This window comes from Nocardia sp. CA-135953 (assembly GCF_050955735.1).
Lineage (GTDB): Bacteria > Actinomycetota > Actinomycetes > Mycobacteriales > Mycobacteriaceae > Nocardia.
Genome location: NZ_CP192082.1, coordinates 6,104,290 through 6,127,324 on the forward strand (window position 1 = coordinate 6,104,290; position 23,035 = coordinate 6,127,324).

Genomic DNA, 23,035 nt, shown 5'->3' on the forward strand with positions numbered 1-23,035 from the left:
CCGATGCAGCACCAGCACTTCCGAAGAAGCCGGTATGACTACGGCCCAATCTCGTCGTTACCTTGCCTGGAAAGAAACACTCGCGTGTTCTCTCAGGACCCAACAGTGTGCCGATATATTCACCGCGACCAACCACACAGGATTGACCGAACACGATAAAACCTGTCAGCGTTCCACCCATGAGCATCCGCCGGAAAACACATGTTCCCGAAACGGTCTCTGACACAGTCGTTCTCGACTCTTCGAGCCGACCATGTAGAAGTGCTCCTTAGAAAGGAGGTGATCCAGCCGCACCTTCCGGTACGGCTACCTTGTTACGACTTCGTCCCAATCGCCAATCCCACCTTCGACGGCTCCCTCCACAAGGGTTAGGCCACCGGCTTCGGGTGTTACCGACTTTCATGACGTGACGGGCGGTGTGTACAAGGCCCGGGAACGTATTCACCGCAGCGTTGCTGATCTGCGATTACTAGCGACTCCAACTTCACGGGGTCGAGTTGCAGACCCCGATCCGAACTGAGACCGGCTTTAAGGGATTCGCTCCACCTCACGGTATCGCAGCCCTCTGTACCAGCCATTGTAGCATGTGTGAAGCCCTGGACATAAGGGGCATGATGACTTGACGTCGTCCCCACCTTCCTCCGAGTTGACCCCGGCAGTCTCTCACGAGTCCCCGCCATAACGCGCTGGCAACATAAGATAAGGGTTGCGCTCGTTGCGGGACTTAACCCAACATCTCACGACACGAGCTGACGACAGCCATGCACCACCTGTACACCAACCACAAGGGGGCACCTATCTCTAGGCGTTTCTGGTGTATGTCAAACCCAGGTAAGGTTCTTCGCGTTGCATCGAATTAATCCACATGCTCCGCCGCTTGTGCGGGCCCCCGTCAATTCCTTTGAGTTTTAGCCTTGCGGCCGTACTCCCCAGGCGGGGTACTTAATGCGTTAGCTACGGCACGGATCCCGTGGAAGGAAACCCACACCTAGTACCCACCGTTTACGGCGTGGACTACCAGGGTATCTAATCCTGTTCGCTACCCACGCTTTCGCTTCTCAGCGTCAGTTACTTCCCAGAGACCCGCCTTCGCCACCGGTGTTCCTCCTGATATCTGCGCATTTCACCGCTACACCAGGAATTCCAGTCTCCCCTGAAGTACTCTAGTCCGCCCGTATCGACCGCAAGCCCACCGTTGAGCGGCAGGTTTTCACGAACGACGCGACGAACCGCCTACAAGCTCTTTACGCCCAGTAATTCCGGACAACGCTCGCACCCTACGTATTACCGCGGCTGCTGGCACGTAGTTGGCCGGTGCTTCTTCTACTCCTACCGTCACTCCCGCTTCGTCGGAGTCGAAAGAGGTTTACAACCCGAAGGCCGTCATCCCTCACGCGGCGTCGCTGCATCAGGCTTCCGCCCATTGTGCAATATTCCCCACTGCTGCCTCCCGTAGGAGTCTGGGCCGTGTCTCAGTCCCAGTGTGGCCGGTCACCCTCTCAGGTCGGCTACCCGTCGTCGCCTTGGTAGGCCATTACCCCACCAACAAGCTGATAGGCCGCGGGCCCATCCTGCACCGATAAATCTTTCCACCACAAGACATGCATCCTGCAGTCATATCCGGTATTAGACCCAGTTTCCCAAGCTTATCCCGAAGTACAGGGCAGATCACCCACGTGTTACTCACCCGTTCGCCGCTCGTGTACCCCGAAGGGCCTTACCGCTCGACTTGCATGTGTTAAGCACGCCGCCAGCGTTCGTCCTGAGCCAGGATCAAACTCTCCGTTGAAGACTCACAACCACACCCCCAAAAAAAGGGGCGCAATCAGAAGAAATAACCAGAGTCCGAAAACCTTGGCAAAACCAAACGCCAGCAAAAAGTATTCGCTGACTAAAATATCCAACCTCACCACACGGGGGTATGAGAGGCCGGAACCAAAAATATTTGGCACTGACATTCATCGACACACTATTGAGTTCTCAAAGAACACACGCACACACCATCTAGCGGGTTTGACCCCGGTCGATCGGTGAGACAACTTATCCAGCTTAGCTCAGCCGTGAACCCGATTCAAAATCGGGGTCTCGTTCGAGCTAGTGTGATCGTCAGGCGCTCAACGTCCTACCTCGTTTCCCTGGTCCTTCGCTCAGCCTTTCGGCTCAGCGCGTCGGCCCCGGGTCGGTGTCCGTGTCGCTCTGACTCGGATAAAGTTACGTGTCGGTGTGCACGATGTCAAATCGCCTGGTCAGTAATGGTTTTCGGCAAGAGGTGATCGTCGCCTTCCGTTCACATGATCAATCCCCGGCACCGACGCGCTCGACCTGACCACCCAACGCCTGCAGCTGCTCGACGAAATTCGGGTAGCCGCGGTCGATATGGAAGACGTCGTGCACCTCGGTGGTGCCATCGGCAACCAGACCGGCAAGTACCAAACCGGCGCCGGCCCGAATATCCGACGACCACACCGGCGCGCTCGACAGCCGCGGAATTCCGCGCACCACCGCGTGATGTCCATCGGTCCGCGCGTCGGCGCCCAGCCGGATCATCTCCTCCACGAAACGGAACCGCGCCTCGAAGATGTTCTCGGTGATCATCGAGGTGCCGTCGGCAATCGCCGCCAGACCGATGGCCATCGGCTGCAGATCGGTCGGGAATCCGGGGAAAGGCAGCGTCGAGAAATTCACCGCGCGCGGCCGATCGGCCTGGATCACCCGGAAACCATCCGGTTCGAACGAAATACGCGCACCCGCCGAGCGCAGCTTGTCCAGCACGAGGGACAGATGTTTGGGGTTCACACCGGTGACCCGGACATCGCCCATGGTCATCACGGCGGCGATCCCCCAAGTCGCGGCCACGATCCGGTCGCCGATCACCTGGTGCGTCGTCGGCGCGAGCCGCTCGACCCCCTGAATGGTGAGCACCGAGGTACCCGCACCGCTGATCCGCGCGCCCATCCGAACGAGCATGTTGCACAGATCGACGATGTCGGGTTCACGGGCCGCGTTATCGATGACCGTCTCCCCCTCGGCCAGCACGGCCGCCATGAGGATGTTCTCGGTGGCGCCCACCGAGGGAAAATCCAGCCTGATCCGCGCACCCTGTAGTTCTTCGGCGCGCGCGACCACACAACCGTGCTCGATTTCGCTGGTCGCGCCGAGCAGACGCAGACCCGCCTGGTGCATATCCAATGGTCGCGAACCGATCGCGTCACCGCCGGGCAGGGCGACAACAGCTCGCTTACAACGCGCCATCAGTGGACCCAGCACACAGACCGAAGCACGGAACTGCGTAACCGCCGGAAAATCGGCGTGGTACTTGGGCTCCGCAGGCGTGTTGATCATGACGACCGACCCGTCGATCGTGACGTCGCAGCCGAGGCCGCGCAGCACATCACCCATCAACGGCACATCGAGGATGTCCGGGCAGTTCGTAATGGTGGTCGTGCCTTCGGCCAGCAATGCAGCCGCCATCAGTTTGAGGACGCTGTTCTTCGCACCCCCGACCGCGACCTCACCGACGAGTCGATTCCCGCCAGTAACCAAAAACCGTTCCATGCCGCCTCTCCGCGTATTCGGCGCACTGTTGGTGCAAAGGATAGTTGCGTTGCGGGCCGGTGGTAGCAGTGCCGGGGTTATATCCAGGTAGCTGGGACGACTTTCGGGGTGTCCAGCAACTTTTGCGCGTGTCGGTGCGGATCGGACAGTTCACGAACCACCTTGTTCGCCACCAGGCTTCCACAACACGTCACCGCCCGGGTTGGCGACACGGCTGAGGATGAACAGCAGGTCGGAGAGGCGGTTCAGGTACTTGGCCGGAAGGATATTCGTATCGTCCGGATGCGCCTGCACCGCGGCCCATGCCGAACGCTCCGCCCGCCGCGCCACTGTACGAGCAGTATGCAGCAGGGCGGCGAGCGGCGTACCGCCGGGCAGAATGAACGAATTCAGTGCGGGCAGATCGGCATTGAATTCGTCGCACCAGGCTTCGAGACGGTCGATATAGGGCTGGGTGATGCGCAGCGGCGGATACTTCGGCTCCTCGACCACCGGGGTCGAAAGATCCGCGCCCGCATCGAACAGATCGTTCTGCACTTGGCGCAATACCTTCAGCAATTTTGGGGCAGGGTCACCGAGCGCGACGGCGACACCGATGGCGGCGTTCGTTTCGTCACAGTCGGCATAGGCGACCAGCCGCGGATCGGTTTTGGCCACCCGCGAGAAATCGCTGAGACCGGTCGACCCGTCATCGCCGGTTCGCGTATAAATCCGCGTCAGGTGCACACTCACCTGCCCACCCTATCGCTACACACGCCGCAACTGATTTGGTAAGTACAAGGGCAACTCGTCGGGGACAGGCTACTGTGCCCCACAGCTCACCACCGCCCGCCAACATCACAGTTGCCGCGACTGAATCTGGCGCCCAATGATTCGGGGAGGCGGAGGAGCCTAGAGTCCGGGCAGCCGACGGGTGCGATCCGAGGGCCGGGATTCGACCCAGGAGAGGAAGGCGGCCAGTGAGCCGCGGTCCAGGGCCAATTCGTAATTGCCGTCACTATCGGAAACCGCGGTCACCGCGATCTCGTCGGTCATGATGTCGTATTCGTCGCCACGCGGGCCGCGCCGATCACCGATCTCGATGCCCTGGCGTCGAATGGTGGAGTCGGGTCCGAGTTTCAGACTGGAGAGCTTGTAGAAGACGAGGCGATCCTCGTCATATCGAATCAGGCCGTGCCGCCACCCCTGACCGCCGCGCGCGGGCAGCACCCGCAGAATCGCGGCGGTGCCGCCGCGGCGCAGCATGATCAGCCGGTAGGTGGAGGCCAACGCCAGCAGAACGAGCGTGAGCACCAGAATGATCAGGAGAACCATCCCGGTCTGCAATGCCGTTCGTCCCTTCGTTCCGCCGCCGTTTCGACGACGCGGTATTCGATGGCGGTGTTCGCGGGCCCTCCGTGGCCACGCAGGCTACCGCCTCCGGGCCTGACGCTCACACCGCGTCCGGCCATTCAACCACGACCCCGAGTTTACAAATGGCGGGGCCTTGTCTTTGAACATTCGAAGCCGGGAACGGCGCTGTCGGCGGCAAATACCTTCGCCGCCGACAGCGCCGTGCTATCGGGTCGTACCCAATCCTGGTGCGGTACTACGCCTTCGCCTCTTCGACCGCGCGCACCTGGCCCTGGGCCGCGATCTTCGCTTCCTCGGAGGCATCGGCGTCGGCCAGCACCCGACGGGCCGCCTCGATGTCGATTTCATCGGCGAACTCCGCCGATTCGGCCAGCACCCGGACCGAGGTCGCGGTCACCGAGAAGAACCCACCATGCACCGCCGCGGTGATCCGCTCACCCTCGGTGGGCACGATGCTCACGATTCCGCCCTCGACCAGCTGGCCGAGCAGCGGCTCATGACCCGCCATGATGCCGATCTGACCTTCGGTGGTCTGCGCGCTGACGAACGTCGCCTGGCCGGACCAGAGCAAACGTTCGACGGCGACCAGATCAACTGACATCTCCGCCATGGGTGACTACTTTCCGGCGATCTTCTTCGCGGCCGCCTCGACGTCGTCGAGACCACCGCAGGAGTTGAACGCCTGCTCCGGGAAGTGGTCGAACTCGCCCTTGCAGACGCGGTCGAACGCCTCGATGGTGTCGGTCAGCGGCACCACGGAGCCCGGCTGGCCGGTGAACTTCTCGGCCACGATGAAGTTCTGGCCGAGGAACTTCTCCAGACGACGGGCCCGGCCTACGAGGACCTTGTCCTCTTCGGAGAGTTCGTCCATGCCGAGGATGGCGATGATGTCCTGCAGTTCCTTGTACTTCTGCAGGATCCGCTTCACCTCGTTGGCGACCCGGAAGTGCTCCGCACCGACGATCGAGGCCTCCAGGATGCGGGAGGTCGAGGTCAGCGGGTCGACGGCCGGGTAGATGCCCTTCTGCGAGATCGGGCGGGAGAGCTCGGTCGTCGCATCGAGGTGGGCGAAGGTGGTCGCCGGGGCCGGGTCGGTGTAGTCGTCGGCGGGCACGTAGATGGCCTGCAGCGAGGTGATGGACCGACCACGGGTCGAGGTGATGCGCTCCTGCAGCTCACCCATCTCGTCGGCCAGCGTGGGCTGGTAACCGACGGCCGAAGGCATGCGGCCGAGCAGGGTCGACACCTCGGACCCGGCCTGGGTGAACCGGAAGATGTTGTCGATGAACAGCAGCACGTCCTGGTGCTGCACGTCACGGAAGTACTCGGCCATGGTCAGGGCCGAGAGCGCGACGCGCATGCGGGTGCCCGGCGGCTCGTCCATCTGACCGAAGACGAGGGCGGTGTCCTGGAGGACGCCCATCTCTTCCATTTCCAGGTGCAGGTCGGTGCCCTCACGGGTGCGCTCACCGACGCCGGCGAACACCGACGTGCCGGAGAACTCACGCGCGATACGGGTGATCATCTCCTGGATCAGCACGGTCTTGCCGACACCGGCACCACCGAACAGACCGATCTTGCCGCCCTTCACGTACGGGGTCAGCAGGTCGATGACCTTGATGCCCGTCTCCAGGATCTCGGTCTTACCCTCGAGCTGGTCGAATGACGGAGGCTTGCGGTGAATGCCCCACTGCTCACCGTCGCGGCCGAGGCCAGGGGTGTCGAGACAGTCGCCGAGGGCGTTGAACACGTGGCCCTTGGTGATGTCGCCGACGGGCACCGAGATCGGCTTGCCGGTGTCGGTGACGGTGGCGCCACGGACCAGACCGTCGGTGGGCTGCATCGAGATGGTGCGCACGATGTTGTCACCGAGGTGCTGGGCGACCTCGAGGGTCAGGGTCTTGGCCACCGAGGTCAGGGTGATCTCGGCGTGCAGAGCGTTGAACAGCTCAGGGATGGAACCCCGCGGGAACTCGACGTCCACGACGGGGCCGATGACGCGGACGACGCGACCTGTTTTCGCGCCGGTCCGGCTCTCTTGTGTGACTGCTGCAGTCATTTTTCTCTTCCGTGTCCTATTCGCGGCCTTCGGGGGCCCTCCGTGGTTACGCTGCGCTTCCGCCTCCGGGCCCTGACCTCAGGCCGCGGGCAGCCTTTAGTCGCGGTCCGAGCTCGAAGCCAGCGCGTTCACGCCGCCGACGATTTCGCTGATTTCCTGCGTGATCTGGGCCTGCCGCACCGAATTCGCCTGCCGGGTAAGCACATTGGCCAGTTCGTTGGCGTTGTCGGTGGCTGCCTTCATTGCGGTGCGCCGAGCCGCGGACTCGGATGCCGCTGCCTCGAGCAACGATGAGTAGATGCGCGTGTTGATGTACTTGGGCAGCAGCGCCGCCAGCAGCACATCGGCATCGGGCTCGAACTCGTACTGCGCGGTGAGTTCCGCGGTCGGCGAGTCGGTGAAGCTGTCCTCACCCATGTCGTAGTCTTCGTCGACATAGCTGACCTGGATCGGCGCCAGGCGACGCACCTCGGGGGTCTGGGTCAGCATCGAGACGAAACGGGTGTACACGATGTGCAACTCGTCGACGCCCTCGATATTGCCCACCCCGTTCGGGGCCGGAACTTCAGCCTCGGAGCCTGCCATGAACGCGTCCACCAGGTGGTGGCATGCGGCCGTGGCATCGTTGTACTTCGGCTGCTGGGAGAACCCGGTCCACGCGTTGACCACCGGCCGATTCCGGAAGGTGTAGTACGTGAGGCCCTTATTGCCCATCACGTAGAGCACCGGCTCCTTGCCCTCGCCACGCAGGGTGACCATGAGCTCCTCGGCGCGCTTGAGCACGTTGGAGTTGTAGCCACCACACATGCCGCTGTCACTGGTGATCACCAGGACGGCGGCGCGGCGCGGGTTGGCCCGCTCGGTCAGCAGCGGGTGCGACAGATTCGTCGACGCACTCGCGAGTTCACCGAGGACCTTGGTGATCTCCTCGGCGAACGGCTTCGCGGCCGCTACCCTGGCCTGGGCCTTGGAGATTCGCGAGGTCGCGATCAGCTCCTGGGCCTTGGTGATCTTCTTGATCGAACTCACACCACGAATGCGGGAGCGCAATTCACGCAAGCTTGCCATCAGCGGTTCACACTCCCTTCATTCGACGGTGTCGGATTACAGCATTCACGAGGCACTGCGTGGTTACGCAAGCTACCGCCTCCGTGCCCGTCGCTCATGCTGCGGATCGAATAACGCATCAGCGGGCTCGATTACTTCTCGACGTGCTTGCGGGTCACCGACAGCGATTCGACCTCTTCGTGGTCGAGCTCACCGGCGGCGGCCTCGTTCACGACGCGCGAGCCGTCGGAAGCGAGAAAGCCCTGCTTGAACTTGTCGGTGGCCGCCTTGATGGCATCGCCGTTCTCGTTGTCGAGGACCTTGCCGCCCTGGATCGACTTGAAGGCGTCGGCCGCACTGCGGTGCAGATCCTCGAGCAGTTCCACGTTGAAGCGACGGATGTCGGCAACCGGAACCGAGTCGAAGTAGCCGGCGTCGACCAGGAAGATCGAGACGATCTGGTCCTCGACCGGAACCGGCGAGTACTGGTCCTGCTTGAGCAACTCGACCCAGCGGGCACCGCGCTCCAGCTGTGCGAGCGAGGCGGCGTCGAGGTCGGAGGCGAAGGCGGAGAACGCCTCCAGCTCGCGGTACTGCGCCATCTCCAGACGCAGCGAACCGGCGACCTTCTTCATGCCCTTGGTCTGGGCGGCGCCACCGACACGGGAGACCGAGGTACCGACGTTGATCGCCGGACGGACACCCTTATTGAACAGGTCGGACTCGAGGAAGACCTGGCCGTCGGTGATGGAGATGACGTTGGTCGGGATGAACGCCGAGATGTCGTTGGCCTTGGTCTCGATGATCGGCAGACCCGTCATCGAGCCGGCGCCCATCTCGTCGGACAGCTTCGCGCAACGCTCCAGCAGACGCGAGTGCAGGTAGAAGACGTCACCCGGGTAGGCCTCGCGGCCTGGCGGACGACGCAGCAGCAGCGAGATGGCGCGGTACGCCTCGGCCTGCTTGGTCAGGTCGTCGAACACGATCAGGACGTGCTTGCCCTGGTACATCCAGTGCTGGCCGATCGCCGAACCGGTGTAGGGCGCAAGCCATTTGAAGCCGGCCGAGTCCGAGGCGGGGGCCGCGACGATGGTGGTGTACTCCATCGCACCGTGCGATTCCAGCGCGGTCTTCACGCCCGCGATGGTGGAACCCTTTTGGCCGACCGCGACGTAGATGCAGCGAACCTGCTTGGTCGGGTCGCCGGTCTCCCAGTTCGCCTTCTGCGCCAGGATCGCGTCGATGCAGACCGCGGTCTTACCGGTCTTGCGGTCGCCGATGATCAGCTGACGCTGACCACGGCCGATGGCGGTCAGGGCGTCGATGGCGGTGATACCGGTGGCGAGCGGTTCCTCGACCGGCTGACGCTGCAGCACGGTCGCGGCCTGCAGCTCCAGCACGCGCTGCTCTTCGGCCTCGATCTCGCCCAGGCCGTCGATCGGCTGGCCGAGCGGGTTGACCACGCGGCCGAGGAACTTGTCACCGACGGGGACCGAAAGCACGTCGCCGGTGCGGCGAACCTGCTGGCCCTCTTCGATTTCCGCGAACTCGCCGAGGATGACCGCACCGATCTCACGGTCCTCGAGGTTCAGCGCGACGCCGAGCACACCACCCGGGAATTCGAGCAGTTCATTGGCCATCGCCGAGGGCAGGCCGCTGACGTGCGCGATGCCGTCACTGCAGTCGGTGACAACACCGACTTCTTCGATGGAGGTTTCCGGGGTGTAGCTCTGGGTGTAGCTCTCGATCGCGCTACGGATCTCATCGGTGGAGATCGTCAGCTCCGCCATAGTCTTCCTGCTCTCGCTGTCTGGTGTGGATGTCGGGGGAGGTGGGTCGTCAGGCCAGAGCGCTGCGCTATGAGGCCAAGGCCCGACGCAGCCGTTCCAAGCGGCCGGTGGCGCTGCCGTCGATCAGGTCGTCGCCGACCTGTACCACGACGCCGGTCAGCAGACTTGGATCGACCTGCACGTGCACCGTGACCGGCTTGCCGTAGATGCGCTGCAACGACGCCCCGAGATGGTCGCGCTGCTGGTCGGTCAGCGCGACCGCGGCACGCACATGCGCGACGATCTGATCGCGCCGCGCGGCCGCGAGATCGGACAGTTCGCCGAACGCGCCGCCGATATTCGTCGACCGGGTGACCACCTGATCCGCCAGGGTCTGGGTGATGGTCTCGGTCTTGCCCGCGAGCAGCCGGTCGATCAGTTCGCGCTTGGCCGCTGCGGGCTTCGCACGATCCGAAAGTGCCTGCTCCAGTTCGGGATTGTCGCCGATGATCCGGCCGAGCCGGAACAATTCGTCCTCGACCGCCCCGAGTCGTCCGCTGTCGGCGGCGGACTCCAGCAACGCCTCCTGGCCGAGCAACACCAGGGTGTCGACCAAATCGGCGGTGCGCGACCAGTTCTGGGCCACCGCGGTGGTCAGCACCGCCAGGGTGGCGGGGCTGACCTTGCCGCTGAAGACCCGCTCGCTGAGTTCGGCGCGCACCGAGCCGGGCACCGACACGTCCGCGAGCGCAACACGCAGCGAACGCTGGTCATCCAGCACGGCGACAACGGCGAACAGTTCCGACCCCGTCGTGGCCGCAACACTGTCGCTTCCGGTCAGAGCGGCCCGAAGCGCCTCCCGTGCCCGGGAGCTTGCCTGGCGGCTCGCTGCGTACATGCTTCTCACTTTCACTGTGTTGGACCCTGCCTGCCCGGGGCGGCCTCCGTGGTAACGCTCCGCTGCCGCCTCCGGCCGCTGACCCGTTCAGGCATGGCTACCTTCCGACCCCGATGCCGGCATCCGACTGATCGAGTTCGGCCAGGAACCGGTCGATCGATGCCGCCTGCTTAGCTTCGTCCGAAACCGACTGTCCGATAATCTTTTCGGCCAAATCGACGGCAGTTTTGCCGACTTCGGCGCGCAGCTCGGTCAGGATCTGCTGGCGCTGTGCTTCCAGCTGGCTGTGACCGGCAGCGACGATGCGGTCGCTTTCGGCCTGTGCTTCCGCGCGCATCTGCGCGAGGATCTGCTGGCCCTGGGTGCGTGCGTCCTCACGGATGCGCGCGGCCTCGAGCCGGGCGTCAGCCAACTGCTGCTGGTACTGCTGCAGCGTCAGCTGGGCTTCTTCCTGCGCGGCCTCGGCCCGCTGGATTCCACCCTCGATCTTGTCCGCACGTTCATCCAACACCTTGATAAGGCGGGGGATGACGTACTTGTAGAAAATGGCGCCGATAATCGCAATGCAGACCACCGACCAGACGATGTCGTAGGTCTCGGGGATGAGGGGATTGATGTCCTCCCCTGTCTCCGCCGCGAGCATAGAAAGCGTGCTCATAGCAATCTCAGAAGATGAAGCCGGCCACAAGGCCGATCAGGGCGAGGGCCTCGGTGAACGCGATACCGAGGAACATGTTGGTGCGGATGGTGCCCTGGAGCTCGGGCTGCCGGGCGATGCCCTCGATGGCCTTACCGACCACGATGCCGACGCCGATGCCGGGGCCGATTGCGGCGAGACCGTAGCCGATGGCGCCGAAGCCCTTGAACTTCTCGGTGGTGGTGGCGGCTTCCTGGGCCAGGTACGCGAGGCTCATGAGTCTTCCATTCCCTTTCTTTTGCTCACCCGCCGGTCGGCGTGGTGCAGCAGATATCCGGTAGTTGTGCGGTCAGTGCGAATCGGCGTGTTGTGCGAGTCCGATGTAAACGGCGGTCAGCAGCGCGAAAACGTAGGCCTGCAGGAAGATGACCAGCATTTCGAACAGCGTGAACCCGAGTCCGGCCAGCAGCGAGAACGGCGAGAACACCTTCATCCAGGCCGCGGCGTCGAACAGGAAGAACCAGGTGGCGCTGAAGAACAGCACCAGCATGATGTGGCCGGCCAGCATATTCGCCATGAGTCGGACGGTCAGCGTGAACGGACGCAGGATGAATGTCGAGACGAACTCGATCGGAATCAGCAACACGTGCAATGCGGGCGGAACATTCGGAACGACGATGCTGCTGCGCATGTAGGTGACGAACCCATATTTCTTGATACCCACGAAGTTGAATGCGAGGTACGCGATGAGGGCCAGCACCAGCGGCATGCCGATTCGGGCGTTCGACGAGATGTTCAGCCCCGGAATGATGCCGGAGAAGTTGAGGAAGAGAACCGCGAAGAAGATCGTCGCGATCAATGGGAAGTACTTGCGACCGGATTCCTTGCCGAGCACCTCGTCACAGATCTGATCCTTGACGAAGACCAAAACGGTTTCGGCGATATTCTGCAGACCACGCGGGACGATGCGAGGATTGCGGAATGCCAGCACCATGACGAGTACCAATGCGGCGGTCATCACCAGCCGGATCAGCATCAAACGGTCGAGTTCGAACGGCGTACCCTCGAACAGCACGGCTGGAGGGAAGAAGTCGGACAGCGATGGCGCGTGGAACTCGCCCGCCAAAGTGGTGACGCTCAGCGTTCTCTCCCGTGTTCGGGCCGCGGGTACGGTTCTTCCCGCGGTTCGATCGGACATTGACGATCAATTGGGTCGACTCAGGTCGGCTCGAAAATTCGTCAGCAGCTGTGCGGCATCCCCGCCCGGGCGTCTGTACGTAGTGTCGGCGACATTCGTCGACATGCAGAACCGGAACCTCTCGAAGCCCGGCACGGCAGTAAGCATAGCGGCAGTCAGCGGGATCTCGGTGATCCCCCTTGCTTGGTCGCTTGCTTACCAACACTTTACCAAGTTATCTACGACAGCGTGTAGGTGGGGGTGATTATTGCTGCGCAGAGGGCAAATCAGACTCACCGGTCGGTACGTTTACGTACGGAACCTTCTGCCGCAGAACGCCATACGTCTCCGCGCCGAGGACGATGAGCAAGGACCCGACCACGGTCAGGAACAGCGCCATTCGATCGTAGAAGTCGAACCGCTGCAGCACCGCGATCACGATCATCGCGACCAGCAGCTTGCCCACCCAACTCACCAGCATGACCAGGCCCGCGGTGCTCGCCGGCAGCTTCGCGCCGAACAGCACGACGGCCGCGGTGGTGAGAATGAAGCCACCGCCGATGGCCGCGCCGAGCAGTGCGCCCCAGAGTCCGGACAGGCCAGCGACGGCCGAGGCAATGGCCACCGAAACCACCACCAACACGGCCGATCCGATCACGCCGTAGCGCAGCGCCGCCTTCAGCGGGGCGTCGGGACCGGGGACAGGGTTGATGAGACTCACGACTGCGCCTCGCCGACGCTTGGCTCCGTCGTTCCTCTGGACGCTGTGTTCATGGTTCGCTCGCTTCGATCCCTCACGACCCGAACTTTACCTGGAGCTTGCCTTACGAATCTGCGGGCTCCTTGCGCCGCAGGCCCGGTATGGCGGTCACCACCAGCGCGAAAACCAGCCCGCCCGCCATCATCAACACCACAATCCGGCGATCATGGATCAGCGAAGTGCCGACGGCGCCGAAGGCGAGCACACCGACCCATAAATAGATCACCAGCACAACGCGACGGTGTGAATGTCCGATCTGCAACAGCCGGTGATGCAAGTGCATTTTGTCCGGTGTCGAGAAACTCACACCGGCCCGAACCCGGCGCACGATCGCCAACAGCAGGTCCAATACCGGAATGAACATCACCGCACCGACGAGCAGCAGCGGCGAAAGCAGACCGACGATGTCGCGAGGTCCGTAGCCCGCCAAATTGATTCGGCCCGAGGCACCCGTCGACACCGCGGCCAACATGAGCCCGATCAACATCGATCCGGAATCACCCATGAATATCCGGGCGGGCGAAAAGTTGTGTGGCAGGAATCCCATGCATGCGCCCGCGAGCGCGGCGGCGAGCAGGGCAGGCGGATAGGTGTCGACCGAACCGCCCTGGCTGTAGAGCAAGCCGACGGTGAATACGAAGACCGCGCCCGCGCAGATCAGGCCCAATCCAGCCGCGAGACCGTCGAGTCCGTCGACGAAATTCATCGCGTTGACCAGCGTCACAGTGATGCCGACGGTGACCAAGCCGCCCTGCAGCGCGTCCAGCACCACCGTCGTGTCGTTGAACGGGTTGTAGATGACGTACCAGCTCAGGCCCATCACCGCCATCACACCGGCGGCGGTGACCTGACCCGCGAATTTGGTCAGCGCGTCCAGGCCCCAGCGGTCGTCGACGATGCCGACGAGCACGATGAGGGTGGCCGCCACCAGTACGGCCGGAATATCCGGCGCGTAATCGAAGCCCCTTCGCAGCGCGGGCAATTGGTGCGCGAACAGCACCGCCGCTACCACCCCGATGTACATGCCGACGCCGCCCATTCGCGGAATGGGTTTGACGTGCACATCGCGCTCGCGCGGCACCGCCACCGCGCCGAAGGCGATGGCGAGCACCCGGATTCCGCCGGTGGCCAGGAAGGTCACCGTGCCCGAGATGAGAAGCACGAGCAGCAGCTCGCGCAAAGGAACTACCGCACCCGAACCGATCATCCGTTTATCTGATCCGCCATCTGATCACTGGGTCCCGAGGTCACCGCGTCGCGACGCCGGTCAGCGCCTCCGGGGACATTCCGAGCACATCGGCGATATCGCCCACCGGTACCGCGCCCGCGCGCAGGATCCGCGGCTGATCGGCGGTGAGGTCGACGATGGTCGACGCGACCGCATGTTCGGCCGAGCCACCGTCGAGATAGACGCCGACCAGATCGCCGAGCTGATCGCGCGCCTCGGCGGCGGTCTTGGCGGGTGGCTGTCCGGAGACATTGGCGCTGGAAACCGCAAGCGGGCCGACCTCGCGCAGCAGTTCCAGCGCGACCGGGTGCAGCGGCATCCGGAGCATAACCGTGCCACGGGTGTCACCGAGGTCCCAGGCGAGCGAAGGCGCCTGCTGCACAACGAGACTCAACCCACCGGGCCAGAATGCCCGGATCAGCTCGCGGGCTTGCGGGCGCACCGAGAACACCAGGCCGTCGATGGTGTGCCAGGAGCCGACCAGCACCGGTACCGGCATATCGCGACCACGCCGCTTCGCGGCGAGCAGATCGCTCACCGCGGTGGAATCGAACGCGTCCGCGGCCAGACCGTACAAGGTATCGGTCGGCAGTACGACCAGCCGACCGGATTTCAGGGCACTGGTGGCCGCGGTCAGTCCGGCGGCGCGCGAGTCGGGATCCGCGCAGTCGTAGACGGTACTCACGGCCACCATCCTGTCACGCGTGCCACTCGATGCCACCATCGGCGGGGTGCCCAAACTCCCGCCACCCACGAACCACTCTCCGACGCTAGTCGAATGGTCGCTCCTCCAGGGCTTCGGAACCACCATTCGACTCCCCTCGGCGACCTGCCGGGTTCCAGGGTGGCGATCAGGGGCGGGTGGCGGTGACGAAGCGGGGTTTACCCGCGAGGTCGGGGTGTTCGATGATGTGGGTGAAGTCACCGTGCTCGGCCAGCAGAGCGGCGAGATCGGAGCCGTTGGTGTCGTCGTGTTCGATGGCGCAGGAGCCGCCGGGACGCAGGAGACGGGTAATCGTGGGGATCATCCGACGGATGACATCCAGCCCGTCCGGACCGCCGAAGAGGGCCAGATGCGGATCGTGATCGGCGACCTCGGGATCGAGTTCGGCGCCTTCGGGAATGTACGGCGGATTGGCGACGATGAGATCGACCTCACCGTTCCGTTCGGTAAGCAGAGTCGGATCGGTGACATCGTCGGCGTACAGGGTGATCGGGGTGTCGCCCTCGGCAATGCGCAGATCGGCATTGCGGCGCGCCCATTGCAGGGCGGCGGGATCGATTTCGATCGCGTGCACGTCCGCATCCGGGCGGGCACGGGCAATGGCAAGTGCCAGCGCACCGGAACCGGTGCACAGATCGACGACGACCGGTGTGTGATCGTGCGGCAGCGCCTCCAATTGCGCCAATGCCCAGGCGAACAGCAGCTCGGTCTCGGGACGCGGCACGAAGACGCCGGGGCCGACCGCGACCTCGATTTCGCCGATCGCCGCGGTGCCGGTCAGGTGCTGCAGCGGAATACGTTGGGCGCGCCGGTCCACCAGGGCGCGATAGGCCTCGAGTAGCTCCGGGGCGACCAGCGGTGTCAGCACCAGCCGGGTCCGATCGACACCGAGCAGGTGGGCGGCCAAATGTTCGGCGTCGGCCTGCGGACTGTGCACGCCCGCCGCCCTCAGAGTCTCCACCGCCTGGTTGATGGCCGGGCGCAACGCCACACGCGTCATGGGCTCGTCCGCCTCTTCCTTTGCCGGTCGTACATACTCGCATCGCGGGACGCGGATCGATTACCGGGATGAGTTATGGGCCTACCCGGCGGAGTTACCCATGTTCTTACCAAACTTCGCCGGATCCAGCGGTCGGGACCGGATTACTCCGCGGCCATTCGGGCTTCGCGATCCGCCTTGCCCAGGGCATCCAGGAGTGCGTCCATATCACCGTCGAGTACGGCGTCGAGGTTGTGCGCCTTGAAGCCGATGCGGTGATCGGTAATGCGGTTTTCCGGGAAGTTGTAGGTGCGGATCCGCTCGGAGCGGTCCACGGTGCGGATCTGGGAGGCCCTGCCTGCCGCCGCTTCCTGATCGGCCTGCTCCTCGGCGAGCGCCTGCAGTCGAGCCGCGAGCACCTGCATGGCGCGGGCCTTGTTCTGCAGCTGGGAGCGCTCGTTCTGGCAGGTCACCACAATGCCCGAGGGCAGGTGGGTGATGCGGACCGCGGAGTCGGTGGTGTTGACGCCCTGGCCCCCCTTGCCGGAGGAACGGTAGACGTCGATGCGCAGATCCGATTCGTCGATCTGCACCTCTTCGACCTCGTCGGGCTCCGGGTAGATCAGGACACCGGCCGCCGAGGTGTGGATGCGGCCCTGCGATTCGGTCACCGGAACCCGCTGGACGCGGTGCACGCCACCCTCGAATTTGAAGCGGGACCAGACACCGTCGCGCGCGGCGTCGCGACTCTTGATGGAGATGGTCGCTTCCTTGTAGCCGCCCAGGTCGGAAATGTTCACATCGAGAATCTCGACCTTCCACCCGTGCCGCTCGGCATACCGGACGTACATGCGGGCCAGATCCGAGGCGAACAGCGCCGATTCCTCGCCGCCCTCACCGGATTTCACCTCGAGCACCACATCGTCGCCATCGTGCGGGTCACGCGGAGCCAGCAGATCCGCGAGGGTCTGCTCCAGCTCGGTGACCTGTTGTTCCAAGTCCGGCACCTCGGCGGCGAAGGACGCGTCGTCGGCCGCGAGTTCCTGCGCGGCGGCGAGATCCTCACGGGCGGACTTCAGCTTGTTGTAGGTGGCCATGATCGGGGCCAGCTCGGCGAACCGTTTGCCGACCCGGCGCGCGGCACCCGGATCGTTGTGCAGCGCCGGATCGGCGAGCTGCGTCTCCAGGCCCGCGTGCTCGGCCAGAATGTCATCGATCGCGGACGGTTGCGTCACGGTGCTTCCTCTCGTTATCCGTACTGGCCACACAAAAGCGCCGACGCCCGGCCTGCAGTGCAGGACCGGGCGTCGGCGGGGAAGCTACTTTGCGTCGGCCTTCTTGCCGGCACGCTTGCCGTAGCGAGCCTCGAAGCGGGCCACGCGACCACCGGTGTCGAGGATCTTCTGCTTGCCGGTGTAGAACGGGTGGCACTGCGAGCAGACCTCGACGGTGATGTGTCCCGACTCCTTGGTGCTGCGAGTCTGGAAGGTGTTGCCGCAACCACAGACGACCGTGGTGTCGACATACGACGGGTGGATTCCTGCCTTCATGGGTGTCCTCTCGATATTGGCCGCCGGGTCGCCCGCGCAGATCGCGAGGACGTGAACCGGAGCCGACTTAGGCGGGAGGCCTGCTCGTCGGAGCAGACGCAACGACCGCTCAGTATGCCAGAACGGTGGTTACGCACTCAAAACACCCCAGACCTCCGGTTTGTTCCCGCCCCCTGGGTAGTCCCCAAGTCCTGTTGCCAACTGAACTACTGGCACGCGTTGATCGTGTTCTTACGGAACCCTTAATACAGGTAGTCAACTACTCGTGGATACGAACACTAATGTTCATAGAGTTTAAGGCCTGATGCACATCGGCGTGCCGAGACAGAAGGGAGAACACTGTGAACAGCCGCGTTGCTCTGGCGGTCTTCGTTTCGTTGATTCTCGCTGTCGCGGTCGGCTGGTCAACCACTCCGGATCGCCCGGACACCTACGCGTACACGAAACCCACTGCCGCACAGTTCGACCCGGCCACTACCGCCGCGAACAGCGGTAGCCCCGCCGCCACGACCGCGATCATCCTGGCCTTCATGATCGCGGGCGCGGCAGGCATAGGTCTGGCATTCTTCAGCCCGAGAACGCCGAAAGGGCGCTCCCACGCCTCCCCGCGCCTTTTGCCGGATGCCATGTGCGTGGAGACCACCGCAGCGGACCGGCGGCAGGCAGTGGACTTCAGTTCTGGATGTACCCAACGGGTTATCCATGTGCCCACGAAATCAGTTGTGACGTTTGCGCAAAAAGCACGGGGACTCCGCCTCCGCGGAGTCCCCGTTCACTCATTCGTCCAGCGCGCCCGGCGCGGTCTTGCTGACCTGCATCAGGAACTCGAGGTTGTTCTTGGACTTCTTCAGACGGTCGATCAGCAGATCGATCGCCTGGTGCGAGTCCAGGCCGGACAGTACGCGACGCAACTTGTGCAGCACCGCCGCCTCGTCGGGGCTGAGCAGTAGCTCATCCTTACGAGTACCGGACGGGTTGACGTCGACGGCCGGGAACACGCGCCGTTCCGCGATCTTGCGGTCCAGCTTGAGCTCGGCGTTACCGGTGCCCTTGAACTCCTCGAAGATCACCGTGTCACCGGTCGAACCGGTCTCGACCATGGCGGTCGCGATGATGGTGAGCGAGCCGCCGTTCTCGATATTGCGCGCCGCGCCGAGGAACCGCTTGGGCGGGTACAGCGCGGTCGAGTCGACACCACCGGAGAGGATGCGGCCCGATGCCGGCGAGGAGTTGTTGTACGCGCGGCCCAATCGGGTGATCGAGTCGAGCAGCACCACAACGTCTTTGCCCATTTCCACCAGGCGCTTGGCGCGCTCGATGGCCAGTTCGGCGACCGAGGTGTGATCTGACGGCGGACGGTCGAAGGTCGAGGCGATGACCTCGCCCTTCACCGAACGCTGCATATCGGTGACCTCTTCCGGACGCTCGTCGACCAGCACAACCATGAGGTACACCTCCGGGTTGTTGATGGCGATGGCGTTCGCGATGTCCTGCATGATCGTCGTCTTACCGGCCTTGGGCGGGGAGACGATCAGGGCGCGCTGGCCCTTGCCGATCGGCATGATCAGGTCGATGACGCGGGTGGTCAGCTTGTTCGGCTGGGTCTCCAGGCGCAGACGCTGGTTCGGGTACAGCGGGGTGAGCTTGCTGAACTCGGGCCGCCGCTTGGCCGCGTCGACCTCACCGCCGTTCACCGTGTCCAGGCGCACCAGCGGATCGAACTTCTGGCGCTGGTTGCTCTGCTCACCGTCACGCGGGGCGCGCACCGCACCGGTGATCGCGTCACCGCGGCGCAGGCCGTTCTTGCGGACCAGATTCATCGAGACGTAGACGTCGTTCGGTCCGGCCAGGTAGCCGGAGGTGCGCACGAAGGCGTAGTTGTCCAGCACGTCGAGAATGCCCGCGACCGGCTGCAGGACATCGTCCTCACGGATCTCGAGCTCGCGGGCCTCACCGCCACCGGTGCCACCCTCGCGGTCGCGACCACGACGACGTTCCCGGAACCGGCGTCCACGCCGTCCGCGACCGCCCTCGTCCTCGTCACCGCCACGGTTGGCCTCGCCGCGGCCGCCGCCCTCGCCCCCACGGCCGCTGTTGGCACTGCCGTTCTGGTTGCGGTCGCCGCCCTGATTGCGGTCGCCGCCCTGATTGCGGTCGCCGCCCTGATTGCGGTCGCCGCCTTGGCTGCGCTCGCGGCGGCGTTCGCCCTGCTCCTGCTCCTGCTTGGGCTCGTCACCACGGGCCTCGCCGGCAGCGGCATCGCCACCGGCGCGCGCCTGGTCGCGACCGCGACGCTGCCTGCCGCGACCGCGCTGACCGCCCTCGCGACCGGAATCCTCGGTGGTCTCCGCCGGCGCGGCGTCGGCCTGGGTCTGATCGGACTTCGACTCGGCAGACTTCTCGGCGGCCTTCGGCGCTGCGTCCGCGACGGCCTCCTTCGCGACAGCCTGTTTCGCCGGAGCGTCCTTGGCCTGGGCCTCCTTCGCCGGAGCGGGAGCGTCCTTCGCCGGGGCGGAAGCGGCGGGCGTCACGTCGAGGGTGCCCTGCTCGGCCTTCGCCGGCGCCGCCTTGGCGGCGTCCACATCGGACTTCACCTCGCCTCGCGCGGACTTTTCCGCCTTCGCCGACTTTCCGGCCTGATTTTCCTTGATGGCGGCGATCAAATCGCCCTTGCGCATTCCAGAGGTGCCTCGGATACCGAGCTCCCCCGCGAGCGCGCGCAATTGCGGCAACAGCATTCCAGTCAGCCCCGATCGTGCGACGTCGGTTTGTTCGCTCATCTTCGAAATCTGTCCGGAGTCACTTTCGCGGTCCCCGGTCGGGTTGGAATCCACCCCGGGTGTCGCGAGCAGGTCCGTATCTGTCACGGAAATCCTTTCCTTCCCTCGATTGCCGTGTGCTGTTTCGAGGGTTTCGTCCCGCAGTCCGTGCGTTCTGCCGGACTCGGATGCGAGGGCCGAGCACAAAGCTCGGACCGGCGCTTTTTGCCGTATCACCTGCCCCGCCGGACCGGCGGCTTCGCCACCAGTTCCCGAAAGGTGGGAGAGATCATTCCAGTTGCGCAGCTACGCAGCACCCCCATGGCCTGGAGGCTCGAGCCTGGAGCCTGCTGGAGCGATTGCCCTGATGAAGCACCGGCGTCTGATGCGCACGATGTACGGACGTGCTCAGGATAGCTGGCAACCTGGAACATCGGCAAGGCAGACGCGCCGTCAGTCGACCTGGACGCCTTCTGCGAGTCCCGGCTCGACCACGCGGAGCCCGTCGATGGCCGCGAGTTGGCGGAGTTCGGCGGGGAATTCGCTGGTACCCAAGGCCAGTACGGTCGGTCCCGCGCCGGATACCGTGGCCGCGATCCCGGCCGCACGCAGCCTGGCGATCCATTCGGTGGTCAACGGCAGTGCGGGCGCGCGCTGGGTCTGATGCAGACGATCGGCCGTCGCGGGCAGGAGCAGGTCGGTACGTTGCGTCAGGGCGACCACCGCGAGCGCGGCGCGGCTGACATTGAATGCGGCATCGCCATGCGGCACGACCTCGGGCAACAGGCCGCGAGTATGCGCGGTCGAGGAGCGCTCTTCGGGAATCAGCACCACCGGACGCAGCGTGGGATGCGGATCGAGGCGCACCGCACGGTAGACGCGGCCGTGATCGAGCGCCACGGCACCGTCGTCGGCGGCGTCGGCAGCGGTTTCGGTCCAGGACACCACGATTCCGCCGAGCACGCTGGCCGCGGCATTGTCGGGGTGACCTTCGAATTCCGATGCGAGCTGGACCAATTGGTCACTGCCGATGGCCAATGCCGGATCCAATTTCGCGGCGAGCCCGCAGCCCGCGGCGAGCCCGCCGACGACCGCCGAGGCCGACGAACCGAGACCACGCGAATGCGGAATTACGTTGCGGCACACCACATCGAGACCATCGGCCCAGACGCCGGCCGCCTCCAGGCCGCGCTCGATCGCGCGCACCACGAGATGTGAAGGGCCCCATGGCACATCGTCGGCGCCCTCGCCCTCCACTCGGATGGTAAGGCCGGAATCGGTAGTGCGCACCTCGATCTCGTCGTAGATGCCCAAAGCCATACCGAGCGAATCGAATCCGGGGCCGAGATTGGCGCTGGACGCGGGCACCCGCGCGGTCACGGACAGACCGGCGGGCAGCGTCCTCGTCATCAGTTGGCTTTCGCGCGAATTCAACTCAGGCCAGCTCGAGTTCGTGGGCGACCGCGATCGGGTCGACCGGAATCGCCTGCACCCGCGGCATTCCCGCGAGCGCGTTGTCCGGATCCTTGAGGCCGTTGCCGGTCACCGTGCACACGACGGTCAGCCCGGAATCCAGCCACCCCTCCTTGCGCGCGGCGAGCAGGCCGGCGATGCTGGCCGCCGACGCGGGCTCGACGAAAACTCCCTCGGTCGCGGCGACCAGTCGGTACGCCTCCAGGATCTCCTCGTCGGTGGCGGCGCGGAAGGCGCCATCGGACTGCTCCTTGGCCTCCACCGCGCCGTTCCAGGACGCGGGCGCGCCGATCCGGATGGCGGTCGCGATGGTCTCGGGATCCTTGACCGGTGCACCGTTGACCAGCGGCGCAGCGCCCGCGGCCTGCACACCGAGCATGCGCGGCAGGCCGGTGGTGATGCCGTCGGCGTAGTACTCGCGGTAACCGCGCCAGTAGGCGGTGATATTGCCCGCATTGCCCACCGGAAGGGCGTGCACGTCGGGCGCCTTGCCGAGCACATCGCAGATCTCGAACGAGGCGGTCTTCTGGCCCTCGATACGGGCCGGATTCACCGAATTCACCAGACCGACGGTCGGGAATTCCGCGGTGACCTTGCGCGCCAGCTCGAGACAGTCGTCGAAATTACCGTCGACCTGGATGATCTTCGCACCGAGCATGACGGCCTGGGCCAGCTTGCCCATGGCGATCTTGCCCTGCGGAATCAGCACCGCACAGCTCATCCCGGCCCGGGTCGCGTAGGCGGCCGCCGATGCCGAGGTATTGCCGGTGGACGCGCACAGCACGGCCTTCTGCCCGCGGTACTTCGCGTCGGTGATGGCCATGGTCATGCCGCGGTCCTTGAAGGATCCGGTCGGATTCAGGCCCTCGACCTTGAGGTAAACATCACAGCCGGTGAGGCGCGAGAGGTGCGGTGCGGGCACCAGCGGGGTGCCGCCCTCGTACAGGGTGACCGGGTCCCAGTCGGCGGTGCCCGCCAGGCGATCACGGTAGGCGGCGATCAGGCCGGGCCACCGCGAGTGCACTCCCGCCTGCGGCGCAACGCCAGTCGTAGGCCCACCCGTCGCC

At 64.6% G+C, this 23,035-nt stretch carries 21 protein-coding genes and 1 rRNA gene; all 22 read right to left on the minus strand.

The genetic code is table 11. From position 1 onward, the window contains the following. Positions 1-272: 272 nt before the first annotated feature. The 22 genes from ACQPXH_RS28045 to thrC all read right to left on the minus strand — a co-directional run bounded on the left by ACQPXH_RS28045 (position 273) and on the right by thrC (position 22,992). Positions 273-1,789 (minus strand): 16S ribosomal RNA (locus tag ACQPXH_RS28045). A 506-nt stretch (positions 1,790-2,295) separates the two neighbouring features. Further along, positions 2,296-3,555, minus strand: a complete 1,260-nt coding sequence (murA, locus tag ACQPXH_RS28050; RefSeq protein WP_433599467.1) for a UDP-N-acetylglucosamine 1-carboxyvinyltransferase — start codon at positions 3,553-3,555, stop codon at positions 2,296-2,298. A gap of 150 nt (positions 3,556-3,705) precedes the next feature. Continuing rightward, complete coding sequence (locus ACQPXH_RS28055) at positions 3,706-4,287, minus strand: cob(I)yrinic acid a,c-diamide adenosyltransferase (RefSeq protein WP_433599468.1); 582 nt, start codon at positions 4,285-4,287, stop codon at positions 3,706-3,708. A gap of 159 nt (positions 4,288-4,446) precedes the next feature. Continuing rightward, on the minus strand, positions 4,447-4,869 hold the full coding sequence (locus tag ACQPXH_RS28060; protein ID WP_062982618.1) for a DUF2550 domain-containing protein: 423 nt from the start codon (positions 4,867-4,869) through the stop codon (positions 4,447-4,449). Between the two features lie 274 nt (positions 4,870-5,143). After that, entirely contained in the window at positions 5,144-5,518 is a 375-nt protein-coding gene (locus tag ACQPXH_RS28065) for a F0F1 ATP synthase subunit epsilon (RefSeq protein WP_062982621.1), read from the minus strand. A 6-nt stretch (positions 5,519-5,524) separates the two neighbouring features. Continuing rightward, a complete protein-coding gene (gene atpD, locus ACQPXH_RS28070; protein WP_063047772.1) occupies positions 5,525-6,967 on the minus strand; it encodes a F0F1 ATP synthase subunit beta in 1,443 nt (480 codons plus the stop codon). 96 nt (positions 6,968-7,063) lie between these two features. Then, positions 7,064-8,035: a F0F1 ATP synthase subunit gamma gene (locus ACQPXH_RS28075; protein ID WP_327095760.1), complete on the minus strand. Its 972-nt coding sequence runs from the start codon at positions 8,033-8,035 to the stop codon at positions 7,064-7,066. A 131-nt stretch (positions 8,036-8,166) separates the two neighbouring features. Beyond that, a complete protein-coding gene (gene atpA / locus ACQPXH_RS28080; protein WP_433599469.1) occupies positions 8,167-9,804 on the minus strand; it encodes a F0F1 ATP synthase subunit alpha in 1,638 nt (545 codons plus the stop codon). Between the two features lie 67 nt (positions 9,805-9,871). Then, positions 9,872-10,681: a F0F1 ATP synthase subunit delta gene (locus ACQPXH_RS28085; RefSeq protein ID WP_433599470.1), complete on the minus strand. Its 810-nt coding sequence runs from the start codon at positions 10,679-10,681 to the stop codon at positions 9,872-9,874. 97 nt (positions 10,682-10,778) lie between these two features. Continuing rightward, positions 10,779-11,339 (minus strand): F0F1 ATP synthase subunit B, encoded by a 561-nt coding sequence (locus ACQPXH_RS28090; protein WP_433599471.1) that lies wholly within the window; start codon positions 11,337-11,339, stop codon positions 10,779-10,781. Positions 11,340-11,346: 7 nt separating this feature from the next. Continuing rightward, positions 11,347-11,595, minus strand: coding sequence for an ATP synthase F0 subunit C (locus tag ACQPXH_RS28095; protein WP_063047767.1), 249 nt, complete (start codon positions 11,593-11,595; stop codon positions 11,347-11,349). A 72-nt stretch (positions 11,596-11,667) separates the two neighbouring features. After that, positions 11,668-12,516 carry a F0F1 ATP synthase subunit A gene (gene atpB, locus ACQPXH_RS28100; RefSeq protein ID WP_433599472.1) on the minus strand — a complete coding sequence of 283 codons (849 nt, stop codon included), beginning with the start codon at positions 12,514-12,516 and terminating at the stop codon, positions 11,668-11,670. Between the two features lie 244 nt (positions 12,517-12,760). After that, positions 12,761-13,216: a hypothetical protein gene (locus ACQPXH_RS28105; RefSeq protein ID WP_433599473.1), complete on the minus strand. Its 456-nt coding sequence runs from the start codon at positions 13,214-13,216 to the stop codon at positions 12,761-12,763. Between the two features lie 103 nt (positions 13,217-13,319). Continuing rightward, positions 13,320-14,462, minus strand: coding sequence for a glycosyltransferase family 4 protein (locus ACQPXH_RS28110; RefSeq protein WP_387294041.1), 1,143 nt, complete (start codon positions 14,460-14,462; stop codon positions 13,320-13,322). A gap of 40 nt (positions 14,463-14,502) precedes the next feature. Beyond that, positions 14,503-15,168, minus strand: a complete 666-nt coding sequence (locus tag ACQPXH_RS28115; protein ID WP_433599474.1) for an L-threonylcarbamoyladenylate synthase — start codon at positions 15,166-15,168, stop codon at positions 14,503-14,505. 166 nt (positions 15,169-15,334) lie between these two features. Then, entirely contained in the window at positions 15,335-16,207 is an 873-nt protein-coding gene (gene prmC, locus ACQPXH_RS28120; RefSeq protein ID WP_433599475.1) for a peptide chain release factor N(5)-glutamine methyltransferase, read from the minus strand. Between the two features lie 143 nt (positions 16,208-16,350). Further along, on the minus strand, positions 16,351-17,421 hold the full coding sequence (gene prfA / locus ACQPXH_RS28125; RefSeq protein ID WP_433599476.1) for a peptide chain release factor 1: 1,071 nt from the start codon (positions 17,419-17,421) through the stop codon (positions 16,351-16,353). Between the two features lie 84 nt (positions 17,422-17,505). Beyond that, positions 17,506-17,736 carry a 50S ribosomal protein L31 gene (gene rpmE / locus ACQPXH_RS28130; protein WP_433599477.1) on the minus strand — a complete coding sequence of 77 codons (231 nt, stop codon included), beginning with the start codon at positions 17,734-17,736 and terminating at the stop codon, positions 17,506-17,508. A 430-nt stretch (positions 17,737-18,166) separates the two neighbouring features. Further along, positions 18,167-18,289: a hypothetical protein gene (locus ACQPXH_RS28135; RefSeq protein ID WP_433599478.1), complete on the minus strand. Its 123-nt coding sequence runs from the start codon at positions 18,287-18,289 to the stop codon at positions 18,167-18,169. A gap of 223 nt (positions 18,290-18,512) precedes the next feature. Beyond that, positions 18,513-20,603: a transcription termination factor Rho gene (gene rho, locus ACQPXH_RS28140; RefSeq protein WP_433599479.1), complete on the minus strand. Its 2,091-nt coding sequence runs from the start codon at positions 20,601-20,603 to the stop codon at positions 18,513-18,515. Between the two features lie 345 nt (positions 20,604-20,948). Beyond that, positions 20,949-21,905, minus strand: a complete 957-nt coding sequence (thrB, locus tag ACQPXH_RS28145; RefSeq protein WP_433599480.1) for a homoserine kinase — start codon at positions 21,903-21,905, stop codon at positions 20,949-20,951. Between the two features lie 25 nt (positions 21,906-21,930). Then, entirely contained in the window at positions 21,931-22,992 is a 1,062-nt protein-coding gene (gene thrC / locus ACQPXH_RS28150; protein ID WP_433603602.1) for a threonine synthase, read from the minus strand. Positions 22,993-23,035 lie beyond the last annotated feature (43 nt).